The organism is Sandarakinorhabdus cyanobacteriorum (assembly GCF_002251755.1).
GTDB lineage: Bacteria > Pseudomonadota > Alphaproteobacteria > Sphingomonadales > Sphingomonadaceae > Sandarakinorhabdus > Sandarakinorhabdus cyanobacteriorum.
On the sequence record NZ_NOXT01000123.1, the window covers coordinates 171,861 to 184,212 of the forward strand.

General features: G+C 63.0%; 10 protein-coding genes. 7 read left to right on the plus strand and 3 right to left on the minus strand.

Going from position 1 to position 12,352, the window contains the following annotated elements:
• Positions 1–232 precede the first annotated feature (232 nt).
• Positions 233–1,003 carry an AAA family ATPase gene (locus CHU93_RS18050; protein WP_243375706.1) on the plus strand — a complete coding sequence of 257 codons (771 nt, stop codon included), beginning with the start codon at positions 233–235 and terminating at the stop codon, positions 1,001–1,003.
• On the plus strand, positions 1,000–1,509 hold the full coding sequence (locus tag CHU93_RS14865) for a hypothetical protein (protein ID WP_094474931.1): 510 nt from the start codon (positions 1,000–1,002) through the stop codon (positions 1,507–1,509). The genes CHU93_RS18050 and CHU93_RS14865 overlap by 4 nt, the downstream gene beginning before the upstream one ends.
• 23 nt (positions 1,510–1,532) lie before the next feature.
• On the opposite strand, the gene CHU93_RS14870 is transcribed toward CHU93_RS14865, so the two are convergent.
• Positions 1,533–2,075 (minus strand): recombinase family protein, encoded by a 543-nt coding sequence (locus tag CHU93_RS14870; protein WP_094474932.1) that lies wholly within the window; start codon positions 2,073–2,075, stop codon positions 1,533–1,535.
• Positions 2,076–2,433: 358 nt separating this feature from the next.
• On the opposite strand from CHU93_RS14870, the gene CHU93_RS14875 reads away from it, so the two are divergent.
• From CHU93_RS14875 to CHU93_RS14890, 4 genes are read left to right on the plus strand one after another with little or no spacing between them, the layout of a single operon-like run.
• Positions 2,434–4,575: a DEAD/DEAH box helicase family protein gene (locus CHU93_RS14875; protein ID WP_094474933.1), complete on the plus strand. Its 2,142-nt coding sequence runs from the start codon at positions 2,434–2,436 to the stop codon at positions 4,573–4,575.
• Between the two features lie 11 nt (positions 4,576–4,586).
• Positions 4,587–6,209 (plus strand): HsdM family class I SAM-dependent methyltransferase, encoded by a 1,623-nt coding sequence (locus CHU93_RS14880; RefSeq protein WP_094474934.1) that lies wholly within the window; start codon positions 4,587–4,589, stop codon positions 6,207–6,209.
• Positions 6,206–7,375, plus strand: a complete 1,170-nt coding sequence (locus CHU93_RS14885) for a restriction endonuclease subunit S (protein WP_094474935.1) — start codon at positions 6,206–6,208, stop codon at positions 7,373–7,375. Before CHU93_RS14880 ends, CHU93_RS14885 begins: the two co-directional genes overlap by 4 nt.
• A 55-nt stretch (positions 7,376–7,430) precedes the next feature.
• The gene (locus CHU93_RS14890; RefSeq protein WP_094474956.1) at positions 7,431–8,399 is read left to right on the plus strand and encodes a restriction endonuclease; all 969 of its coding nucleotides are present in this window, start codon (positions 7,431–7,433) and stop codon (positions 8,397–8,399) included.
• Between the two features lie 226 nt (positions 8,400–8,625).
• Here the strand turns inward: CHU93_RS14890 and CHU93_RS14895 are convergent, their stop codons facing one another.
• Together CHU93_RS14895 and CHU93_RS14900 are read right to left on the minus strand one after the other, a co-directional pair.
• A complete protein-coding gene (locus CHU93_RS14895) occupies positions 8,626–10,056 on the minus strand; it encodes a hypothetical protein (protein WP_094474936.1) in 1,431 nt (476 codons plus the stop codon).
• Positions 10,053–11,516, minus strand: coding sequence for a DUF6538 domain-containing protein (locus CHU93_RS14900; RefSeq protein ID WP_094474937.1), 1,464 nt, complete (start codon positions 11,514–11,516; stop codon positions 10,053–10,055). The genes CHU93_RS14895 and CHU93_RS14900 overlap by 4 nt, the downstream gene beginning before the upstream one ends.
• Before the next feature lie 441 nt (positions 11,517–11,957).
• On the opposite strand from CHU93_RS14900, the gene CHU93_RS17630 reads away from it, so the two are divergent.
• Positions 11,958–12,131 (plus strand): hypothetical protein, encoded by a 174-nt coding sequence (locus CHU93_RS17630; RefSeq protein WP_165768764.1) that lies wholly within the window; start codon positions 11,958–11,960, stop codon positions 12,129–12,131.
• Positions 12,132–12,352: the final 221 nt, after the last annotated feature.

Genomic DNA, 12,352 nt, shown 5'->3' on the forward strand with positions numbered 1-12,352 from the left:
CCAGTATCAAGACCTCACGTTCACAATCGAATGTGCCATTACCGATGGCCAGTGTCTTATACAGTCAGAGCAGTTAGTTAGAACCAAGTTCAGGCCGAAAGCAGGCGGAAGGCGTGGCGCTCCAACTCGGCCTGTTCAACTGTTCTGGACCGATGAGGTATCAGTTGGTTCGCCCACGGTTACAGCACGCCTTTACAACTCAAAGCGCGGTGCTCCACGTGTGCTTAGTCGCATGAGCTCCGTGCTCTTTCAACTGCTTACGCAGCGAACGCTGGCCGAGATCCAAGATGGCCTAGAGATCATGGCCGATGCGCTTCGTTCGATATTCATTCTGGATCCGATCCCTTCGAACATGAGGGGCTTCTCGCCTCTGTCTGACAGGTTAGCTCCAGACGCTAGCAACGTTGCCGGGGTGCTTGCCGCCTTGCAGTCCTCCATAAAGGCGGATGTGGAAGCAAAGCTGACACGATATGTTGCGGAACTGCCTGAGCGGGAAATCGAACGGGTCTACGCCGAGAAGGTGGGCAAGTTTGAATCGGACGCAATGCTCTACTGCGAAGAGAGATTCGGCACCGGTTCAACGAAGCAAACGGTTGATGCCCGTGGGATGTCAGACGGTACTCTTCGTTTCATTGCTATCATTACTGCTCTGCTAACTCGTCCTGCAAACAGCTTGCTTGTCATAGAGGAGGTGGACAATGGTCTTCATCCCTCAAGGTCTAGCCTGCTTCTCAGTATGCTAGCCGACGAGGGGCAGGCACGAGCAGTCGATGTGCTTGTGACCACTCATAACCCTGCCCTCCTTGATGCTATGGGCACAGCACTTGTGCCGTTCATTACTGTTGCCCACCGCGACCCCAAAGACGGTACGACAAGACTGACACTGTTGGAGGATTTGGGGGGGCTTCCGAAGCTGCTCGCCTGGGGACTTGTTGGCCGTATCTCGAGCCAAGGGCTTATCGAGCAAGCCTTGAAGGCTCAGTCAGATGCTCACAGCCAATGACCCAGCAGGTCCTCGTCATCGATACGTCCGTGATGTGCTGCCTGCTCGGCGTGCCGGGTAAAGATACCTGCGGCAGTGCAGGCGACCGTTGGGATACGGCTCGAGCTCGTGACGCAGTTGCTGCCGCAACTGCTAGAGGTTCAATTATCGTCCTACCGCTGGCTACCATCATTGAGACCGGCAATCATATTGCCCAGGCTCCAAGTCGGCGATTCGACTTGGCAAGCGAGCTATCGCGATACATCCTGCTTGCGGCTGACGGTGAGACGCCGTGGGCCGCGTTCACCGATCAAGCCGATCTCTGGGGACGTGAAAGATTGCGAGAGCTTGCGGCAACGTGGCCGGGCCTAGCTGCGGCAAGTACATCCCTGGGCGACGCATCGATTAAGGACGTGGCTGAATATTACGCCAAGGGTGGGGTCGAGGTTGAAATCCTGACAGGTGATAAGGGTCTGAAAGCCTATCAGCCAGCTCGCCCCCCGATGATCCCACGCAGAAGGAACTAGCCTGAGATAACTCCCTCTGTGGTTCAAGTGGTAAGGGCTCGGTATACCGTGGCGCGACCTATACCCAGCCGCTTCGCAATGTCTGTGGCCCCCACGCCTAAACTGTGAAGACGTTGAATCTCAGTCGGATCGATTGACTTTGGGCGGCCCTTGTAGATGCCGGCGGCCTTGGCTTTGTCGATCCCTTCGCGCTGGCGCTCTTTGCGCAGGTCCGTCTCGAACTCGGCGATGGCGGCCAGCATGTTCAGGACCAGCCGGCCCATCGAGGAGGTGGTGTCCACCGCGCCCTGTTGCAGGCAGCGGAAGCCCACGCCCTTGCGGTTCAGCTCCTCGATGATGCCTTGCAGGTCCCCCATGGAGCGCGCCAGGCGGTCCAGCCGCGTCACCATCAGCACATCGCCCTCGCGGACGAACTCCAGGGCCTCGCGGAGCGCCTCACGGCCCTCGCGGGTGGTGCCGCTGCGCTTCTCGGCGAACAGCTTTTCGCAGCCTGCTTCACGCAAGGCGGCCTCCTGAACTTCCAGGCTCTGGCCCAGGGAACTCACGCGGGCATATCCAACAAGCATCTCGTTGCCTCCGTCTCAATTGGGTCTAGACCACGGCGTATAAGTGTCTCGGAATCTCCGTGTCAACCCATATGAGACGAGAAATCGAACACTCCGAGACGTTTCGCGTGGGTATACCTCACTGAGACAAGGGCGTCAGTAGCCGGTTGGCCTGCTGGCGGCGCTCCTGGTCCGAGTCCTGCCCCCAGTTTCCCGGCCGGAACCAGGCGATGGCCCCCATGGGGGGAAGCCGCAACGCTTCACCACGACTATGCCGCTTCGAAAATCTGCGCCAAAAGTGACGGACCCGGCCAAGTTCAATCAGTTGCCGGCAGGGGTTTGCGCGGTTACACATAGGCCCGGTTCGGGACGGGAGCTAATGCCGAAGACCACGGAAGCTTTTTCGCGCGTCAAGATCGATGCCATGCTGAAGGATGTAGGCTGGCAGATCGATGACGGCATCACTGTGCGATTCGAGTATGTGCTCAGCGACGGGACCAAGGCCGATTATGTTCTTTGCAACCGGCGCGGCCATCCCATCGCCGTGCTGGAAGCCAAGCGCACCAGCAAGTCTCCACTGGAGGGGGAACGGCAGGGTAGGGCTTATGCGGCCCTGCTCGGCGTGCCTTTCGTGTTCCTGTGCAATGGTGAGGAGGTCTGGAGCTGGGAGCCTGAGCGCGAAGCGCACCCGCGCAAGGTCTGCACATTGCCCTCCCAACTCGACCTGGAGCGCCTTCTGGCTCTCAAGGAACAACGCAAGGACCCTCTGAGCGTCCCCATCGATCCTCGCATTGTCGAGCGAGATTATCAGTTGGCCTGCATCGACACGCTGTGCGGTGAGATCAACCTCGGCCGCCGCAAGATGCTCGTGGAGATGGCCACCGGCACCGGCAAAACCCGCACCGCTGCCGCCTTCATCAAGCGCCTTTTCGAGGCAGGGCTGGTCAGCCGCGTGCTGTTCCTGGTGGACCGTATCTCGCTGGCCAAGCAGGCAGAGGACGCCTTCGCCGAGTATCTCCCCGAGTTCCCGGCCTACGTGCTGCGCGGTGGCCGCCGCTTCCAGGACGAGAAGCGCATCACCATCTCCACCTTGCAAACCTTCATCGGCGAGTATGGCTCACTGCCCTCGTCCTACTTCCAGCTCGTCGTCGTGGATGAGTGCCACCGCTCCATCTATGGCAAGTGGTCCGGCACCCTGCGCCACTTCGATGCCCTGATGGTGGGCCTCACCGCCACGCCTTGCATTGCCGCCGAGGACATGCCCGATCCCGAGGATGGCGCGTTCATCCGCGACACGCTGCGCTTCTTCGAGGTGGACAAGCCAACCTTCCGCTATTCCTTGAAGGAGGCCATCGCCGAGGGCCATCTCGTCCCTTACGATATCTACAAGGCCAAGACGGTGAAGACGGCGGCCGAGGGTGGCTTCGAGGTGAAGCGCGACGAGCTCGATTGGTCCACGATGGACGCGGAGACCAAGGCTGAGTTCGAGCGCCTGTTCGGAGATAATGAGAGCATCGTCGTGGATCCGGCTGCTTTGGAACGCAAGTTCACCATCCCCGAGCGCAACCGGGCCATCGTCCGGGAGTATCGCCAAGTGCTTGAGAAAGGCTTCATGGACCGCCAGGGCCGGCGCAGGGCACCGCAGCTCGGCAAGGCCATCGTGTTCGCCGTCACCAAACGCCACGCCGAAACCCTCGCCCACATGTTCGATGCCGAGTTCGCCGACAAGAAGCCCTCGCCCGAGGTGCGCTTCGCCGATTATGTCGTGTCCGGCATGGGCCCTGATGACAGTGTGGACGCCTTCCAGAAGATTGACCGCTTCAAGAAGGAGGCCTTCCCCCAAGTCCTCGTCTCGGTGAACATGCTGGATACCGGCTTCGATGCGCCCGAGGTGGTCCACCTCGTCATGGCGCGCTTCACCCGTTCCGGCATCCTATATCAGCAGATGCGCGGCCGGGGCACGCGCAAGGCCCCGCATATCCACAAGGCCGGCTTCACCATGTTCGACTTCGTGGGCGTCACGGACTTCCACAAAGACGACGAAGGGGCACCTGAGGGCGGCCCAGTGGTGGTGAGCGAGCCCAAGGCGAAGCCCGCCACCAAGCGCAAGCTGCTGGTGCTGGACGTCCATGACCAGATCGATCCCGCCACCCGCGAATGGTGGACGCTGGACGAAGATGGCAACCCGGTCCCCACCGATGCCCGAATTGCCCGCGCCTCGGCCCTGGCCGTCGCCTTCGAGGCCTGGCTGCTGGCCCAAGACTTCAACTCAGACCAGATGCGCCTGCTCCGCCTGATTCAGAGCCAGATCGAGGCCAACCCCGAGATGGCCGATTTCAACGTCTACCGCTTCACCCAACCGCCATTCTCCTTCAACGGTGGTGTGCAACGAGCCCGGCAACTGTTCGGCAGTGATGAGGGCTTGCAGGCCATGCTCGCTGCGCTCAATGCAGCGGTGTTTGGCGGCGAGGGCGGGGACGAACAAGCAGACCAGCCCACGGCCATCCCACCGATCAACTGAAGGCCCGTCCAATGCCCATGACGCCCGACCTGCGCCGCCGCGTGGATCAAATAAGGAACTATCTCTACGGGGGTGGCTTCCCAAATCCACTCACCAACGCCGAACAGTTGGCCTTCCTGTTCTTCTTCTACCTGGTGGAGGGGCTAGATTCCGACAACGAGCTCAGGGCCAAGGCCACCGGCCAGGCCTACACCTCGATATTTGCCGGCGAGTGGACGCTGCGGAACCCCTTGAACGCTCCAAAGGCCGGCGTGGAGGCCATCCTGGCAGACCGGCTGCGTTGGTCCAAATGGCACGTGATGGCCGGTGAGCCGCTGGTGCGCTTCGTGCGGGACGAGGTGTTTCCCTTCTACACCAAGGTCGCATCCCGTTCGGCCATGAACTTCATGGAAGGGGCCAGGCTGGGCATCGATGAGCCCACCGTGCTCACCCAGGTCGTTACCCTGGTGGATGCCCTCCGGCTGGACGAGCAGGACGCCGACACAAAAGGTGACCTGTTCGAGCACGTTCTGAAGGAAATCAGACAGCAGGGTGAACTCGGGCAGTTCCGCACCCCGCGCCACATCATCCGCGCCATAGTCGAGATGGTGGACCCAAAGGCGGGCGAGACCATCTACGATCCCGCCGCCGGCACCGCCGGCTTCCTGGTCGCGGCCTACAATCATATCCGCCTGGCCAATTCTTCGCCCAACGGCATCCAGGCGGTGGAGGTGGACGGCAAGTTGCAGCGGCGCGGCTGGGGGGATCGTCTGTCAGATGGGCAGAACGCGAAGCTTCAGAACGAGACATTCTTCGGCAACGACGTGGACAAGACGCAGGTGCGACTGGCCACGATGAACCTCACCCTGCGCGGCCTGCCCAACGTCCGCATACGGCCCGACAACGCGCTGACCAAAACCTTAGACCGCGCGGCAAAGGCCGAGCTGGGTCTGCCCATCAATGGCTATGACGTGATGCTGGCCAATCCGCCGTTCTCAGGCCGCATCGACAAGGACCGCATTGTAGACGAGGTGAAGGTGGGCACCACCACCGCCACGGAGCTGCTGTTCCTGCGCTATATGCTCAACGAGTTGAAGGCTGGCGGCCGCTGTGGCGTTGTGGTGCCGGAAGGGGTGTTGTTCGGCTCCACCGGGGCCCACAAGGAACTGCGCCGGCAACTGATCGAGAACAACCGGGTGGAGGCGGTGCTCAGCCTGCCCGGCGGCGTCTTCCAACCCTATAGCGGCGTGAAGACCAGCGTGGTTTTCTTCACCAAGGGCGGGCGAACGGATAACGTGCTGTTCCTCCACGCCGATGCTGATGGCTACAAGATGGACGCCAACCACGACACGCCGGTGGAGGCCGATGACCTTCCAGGCCTGCTGGCGGCCTGGCAGAGCCGCGCCGAGCGGCTGGCCGAATGGCAGGTGCGCGATGTGGATGCGGAATGGACCGCGAAATGGTGGTGGGCAGATAGCCAAGCCATCCGCGCCGCCGATTTCAACCTCTCCGCCTCCCGCCATCGCCCGCAAAGCGTCACCCAGGCCGAACACCGCGACCCGCTGGAACTGCTGGACGAGCTGAAGGCCATCACCGCCGAGATGGGCGAGGAACTGGAGGAACTGGCGGCCCGGCTGCGGGAGCAGGCAGCGTGACCGTCACAAAGCCCTTGGGCGAGCTTTGCAGCATTGTCGGAGGCGGCACGCCTTCGCGCAAGAACCCTGCCTTTTTCGGCGGCGATATCCCATGGGTCAGCATCAAGGACCTGGTGGGCGACGAGGTGAGCGAACCCGAGGAGTATATTACCGAGGAGGCTATCAGAAGTTCCGCCACACGCATCGTGCACAAGGGGTCCATCCTTGTCGCCACCCGCGTGGGCCTCGGCAAGGTGGCGATGGCTGGCCGTTCTGTCGCAATCAATCAGGATATCAAGGCGCTCACGCCGCATGAGGGCGTGCTGCCGGATTATCTGTTCCGGCACATGAAGGCGCATGGGCCTGCAATTGAGCGCATGGGCGTAGGGGCGACGGTGAAGGGCATCACGCTCGACGACCTGCGGCGGCTGCCGATCCGCGTGCCACCCCTCGACGAGCAGCGCCGCATTGTTGACCTGTTGAACCGGGCGAGCGCCATCCGCCGGCTGGCCGAGGCCGCCCAGGCCAAGGCCCGCGCCCTCATCCCCGCCCTGTTCGCCGAGATGTTCGGCGACCCCGCCACCAACCCCAAGGGCTGGCCGGTGGTGCCGCTGCGGGAGACCGGGGTGCGCTTCGTGGGTGGCCAGAACCTCCAGGCGGGTGATGAGGATGCGAGCCAATACCGCATCCTGAAAATCAGCGCCGTCACCAGCGGGACTTTCAGGCCCGATGAGGCGAAGCCGGCTCCTGTCGGCCACACGCCCAAGCCGGAGCACTTCGTGAAATCGGGTGACGTGCTGTTCAGCCGGGCCAATACCGTGGACCTTGTAGGAGCGACGGCGCTTGTTACGGATGCGTCGGACAACCTGCTCCTGCCAGACAAGCTCTGGCGCATCGAGTTGCCTGCCACCGCGCCTGTCCGTCTCGGCTTCCTCCTGCACTTCCTGCGCCAGCCGCACACGCGGCAAGAGATGTCGAGGATGGCCTCTGGCACCAGTGATAGCATGCGGAACATCTCCCAGGGACGCCTGAAGGAACTGCCGGTGATGACACCGCCGAGGGCGCTTCAGGAACAGTTCGAGGGGATCGTGGCAGAGGCCAGCGCTCAGGCCGTCCTCGCAGAGCGCGCCTCGGCAACGGCCAACGCTCTGACACAATCGATTATGGCCAAGGTGTTTGCGACCTGAACTGCTACGAGGAATCTTCATGAGCAACAGCGAGCCAGTGATTTGGGGCCTTCACATGCGCGAAGCCCTGGGCATGAGCCCGGTGGAGGAGGGCTTTGTTGCCATTGGCTGGCACGAGCTGGGCGACCTGAAGGCCATTGCGCCCAGCCGGGAGGCCTTCAAGGCGGCGGCCGCCGCCGCGTTGCCAAACCGCAAGCCCGGCGCGATCCCGGGAGATGCCGGCGTGCTCTATCGCTTCAGCGTGGAGATGAAGCCCGGCGATATCATCATCTTCCCCTGCAAGGTGGACCGGCAGGTGCATATCGGGCGCATCGCAGGGCCTTACACCCACCAGCCCCAAGCGGGCCACTGGCCCAACCGGCGCAAGGTGAAATGGTTGAAGGCGCTGCCCCGTGCCAGCTTCACCCAGACGGCGCTACACGAAATCGGCTCGGCCATCACCCTGTTCCGCGTCACCACCCACGCCGACGAGTTCCTGGCCGCCCTCTCGGGCGACACGCCAATACCGGCCGAGCAGGACGAGGTGAGCGCCGAGGAGGTCTCTGCCCAGGTGGAGGAGGGCACGGAGGATTTCATCATCAAGCGCCTGAAAAACGGGCTTTCCTCATATGATTTCGAGCGGTTCGTGGGCCACCTGCTCACCTGCATGGGCTATCACGCCCGCGTCACCCCGCCATCGGGTGACGGCGGCGTGGATATCATCGCCCACCGCGACGAGCTCGGCTTCGAGCCGCCCATCATCAAGGTTCAGTGCAAGCAGATGCTGAGCAATCATGGGCGGCCCGAGGTCGCGCAACTCATCGGCGTCCTGGGGCAGGGGGAGCATGGCCTGTTCGTCACGCTGGGCGGCTTCACGCCGGAGGCTCGCAAGTTCGAGCAGAGCAAGCACAACCTGCGCCTGATCGATGGCGTGGCGCTGGTGGAACTGATCTTCGCCCACTACGACAAGTTCGAACCTCGCTATCAGGTGCTGCTGCCCCTGAAGCGCACCTACGTCCCCGCGCCGGTGAGTTCGGGGAACTGACGGAGACGGGGCAGGCCGGCTCGCTCGCCTCTCCGAGAGTGCGGCCTAATTTGCGGTCGCGCGGTTTCCTCTCCAAAGGTGCGGGCTAATTGGGGTGCCGGTGCTTCCGGCTCCGATAGTCCGGACTTATCGGACATAGTCCTGACTTATCGCGAGCCGCCTTAACCGTCTTAGTAATGCTGAAGGATGCCGTGGGCGCGCCAGAGCCTCACCCGTCTTGTTCCCATCATCCATGTCCATCCGCAGGAGAGAAGGCTGAGCGGATAAAGGGGGCAGGGCCTTCATCCAGGGAGCCGTGGACCACGGAACGATAAGCCTTGTCCATCTCCTCCTGCAAGGTGTCTGCCTGGGAGGCCGGGACGATGAAACTATCGTGGACCGGCAGACACGGGATCCCGCGCTGGGACATGTGGAGGAGGACCTGCTCGGCGATGCGAGCATCGATGGCCTGAAGTTCCAGCCCGCGCCCCTTGCGGAACCAGTGGGCAACCGGGGCGTGTTTCTGCTCCATCGCTTCCACCACCTGCTTCCACGACACGCGGCGCGGCAGCTGCGCGCGGGCACCCTTCGGAGCCCTGATGGTGCCGCCGGATGAGTTCAGAAGCTGCGCGAACGCCTTCTTGCACAAATCACGCGGCACCTCGGCGAGACGCCCTGGGAGTTCGTAGGGGGCCTGTGGGGCGAAGTTCTTGGCGAGGTCATACATGATCCGGGGGTGGAAGCCGGCGTAATCGAGCTCCACCACCGGCTCGCCATTGATGCGAAGGCGCACTCGATCCTGCTTGTTCAGGCCCATCCACCAGCCGCCATAGAAGCGCCCGCCCAGATCGAACGAGCCATTGTTGAAGACGCGGTAGAGCCAGGCCTGGCCCAGTTCCGGCAGCGGCTCCTCCTCGTCCATCGCCTCCAGCGCGGGCAGGGGACCGGGCAGCGTGATATCAGCGGCGAGGAAGAGGGCGTTAACCGACTCCAGCGTCTTGCGCATCCGGATGGTCTCAGGCGTGTCCCGATAGTCCAGCAGGGGCTTGGCCGCGCCTCTGGCCGGCGCTGGGCCCTTGAGGCGAATGATTTCTCGGTTGCCGCGCTCCTGCACGGTGGTGGCGCTGATGCCGTAGGCGGCCAGCCGCTCCAGCAGCGTGCGGTTGGCCCTGATGCGGGTCCGCCGGCCGAACCCGCCTGGGCCACCGAAGGGATTGGCGGCGCGGTCCAGATAGCCGATGGCGTGGTCCACCAGCTTCGCGCCCTCCAAATAGTCCACCGCGTCAATGACGGCCTGCATCGTGATGCCGGGTGTGGCGTAGCGGTCTGGCTTGTAGGTGTTCCGATTCCGCGAATAGGCGATGAAGCGGGTGGCCTCCTGCTCCGCTGTCTTCACTAGCTCGGCCAGCAGGGCATCCAGCGTTGTCCGCAGGTTCCCCCTCACCGTGTCACTCCGGGCCCGCTTGCGCTTCTCTGAGGCTTCTAGCTCGGCCAGCAGGGCATCCAGCGCCGGCTCGCCAGCCTGGCCCAGCGTAAACGTCCAGCGCGCCAGCCGGCTGTTTTCCAGCTCATCCCTTTCGAACTTCCTCGATGCCCCTTGGACGCCCGCAGAAGCCTCAGGAGAGTCGAGAGGCGCGGCTGGGCTGGCAGACTCCGCCAACGATTCCAACGCGCTCACAGGGCTGCTCCGGGCGGCTGGAGGAGCTCCTCGGGCAGCTCGGGATACTCCAGCAGGGCGATGAGCCTAGCCCTGTTGGCGATGTTGGTGCCGCCGGGGTTGTAAGTCGAGTAGGTGAAGCCGCGTTCATGCCCCAGCACCAGCGCCCATTCGTTCTCGGGTACGCCCGCGTTTTCAATGATGTGGGTGACGTTCTTGCGGAACGAGTGGAAGGCCTTGGCGCGGGCCTTGAAGCCGAGCCGGCGCTTATAGTCGGAGAAGGCCTTGGAGGCGTCTGCACCGGGGCGCTTGCCTGGTCCCTCCAGGTTGAAGGTTGGCCAGACGCGTGCATCCGCCTCGCCCTTCGTCCGATCCAGCAGCCATTGCAGCCGGGAATGAACCGGCACCTGGCGATTGCCCGCCTCGGTCTTGGCACCAACAATCTGGAAGTAGGGGATGCCGTTTACCTCCCGCAGTTGCCCCCAGGTGAGGGCTGCCACCTCGTTGATGCGCAGCCCCGAGAACATGGCCACCAGCATGATTTCATGCAGGTCGCGGCGGCGTGGCGGATTGGAGAGCAGCATCTTGAGCTCGTCCGTCTCCCAGGCGAGATAGGTCTCGGCGTTGCTGCCACGCTTCAGCTTTTTGCGCTGGCCGGCAAACGGGTTTGCGCCTTCGCAATGGCCTCGCTCCTGGGCCCAATCCCAAACCTGCTGGAGACTGCCCATATGGCGGTTGATGGATGACTGGGACAGGCCATTCTTGTGATTGCCGAACTGGGCCAGCAGTTGCGGCCAGGCGAGCGCCCTGGACGTTGCCGTTCGGGCCCAGTTGGGATCGAGGCGGCGCAGCACATCCTGGAAGGCGGTGGCGTCACGCTGGCGGATGTTGGCTATGGGCTTGTCACCCCAGAAGCCTCGCCACAGATCGAAGGTCGCCTGTTTCTGTTGCTTTGTGTTCGAGGCCTTGCGTTTTGCCGACCGCTCCCACGTCTCTAGATAGCCCTTGGCAGCCTCCGAGAAGGGCATGGCGTAAACCGGCGGGACAGGCGCATCCTTGCCCTGGAGCTCCTTGAGCGCGTCCTGGAGCGCCTGGAGGCGGGCCTCCACGTGCGGCGGCATCTCCTTGCGCTCGTCCTGGAACTCGTCCGCAATCTTCTCGATCTCGAACTCTATCCCCAGTTCCTCCGGTGTCTGGTCGTCCGCGCCGGCCATGAAGACCTGATACTCGCCTCCTGCAGCCTGCATCCGCTCACGCTGATAGATGGCCCGCAGGTTTACCGCAGGGGGCTTGCCGTTGCGCAGCTCGTGGATGCGGGCGGCAATCTCGGCCACCAGCTGCTTGTGGGCGACCTCGGCCTCCTTGCGGTCCGAGGTGCCCAGGCTTCTCTCGATGTGGGTGCGGCCGCCGAAGTGACGGCGAACATCCGCAGGAACAAAGATTTTCGCGGACCAGGTCCGGTAGCGTAGCTTCAGGCTCATTGGGCTCCACCAATAGCCCCGCGAGAGGCTGCCGGGGGCAGGTCTCGGGGGCAGGTTTCGGGGGTTGATATGCCCACAAGTCGCTGATAATCAAGCACCTCAAGAGGTTAGTTGGGGTTCGGGAAAAACTCCTGGCGCCCCAGCCAATTCCACAATCACTCGAATCCAGAGACAAGCCGGCTGTGCTGGCCGCGCGGCGTTGCCTGTGCCGGAATTCGCAATGTCCGAAACGATGATGCGCCCGGCTGCAGGGTCAAAACAGCCGGGCGCATCAATTGGGCTGGCATGCCGCGAACGGCTGCCGGCCAGGGCGGGCGCCAACGCGGGTCAGCTGGGTGGGCCGGGATGAGGTCGTTGCCGGCGCCCAGGGTCTGGCGGCAGCAACTTGTCCACATGACGGCCCGCTGGCGCGGGTTGAACTGCCCGATGGGTGATTGCAACATGGAAACGTGGGTCGAACGGCCCCATGCTGCTGGTCACACATCCGATCCGGAGGCAGCTGCCTGGTCGCTGCAGCTGCCCCCGGAAACGGCGGCGGACATGGCGTTCCGCCTGCGTCCGATATCGGCGAAGCCGCCGCTGACCACCAGTAACAAGGTCGTGACCTTGCCGTGAATAATTCGTGACACGCATCCCGGGCCCAGATTAAACCTCTCAAATTCCAAGCGAGGGAGTAGGGTGTGATGGTGCCGGGGGCTAACGGCGCGACCGATCCGATTGGGGCCGAAGACCTGAACGACATGAAACCGCGTGTGTCCATTGGTGTGCACGGGCCGTTTCGAATGTTTGCGGCCGACGGCTGTCGCGCGACAATCAGGGTGAGAATGCGCGACAAT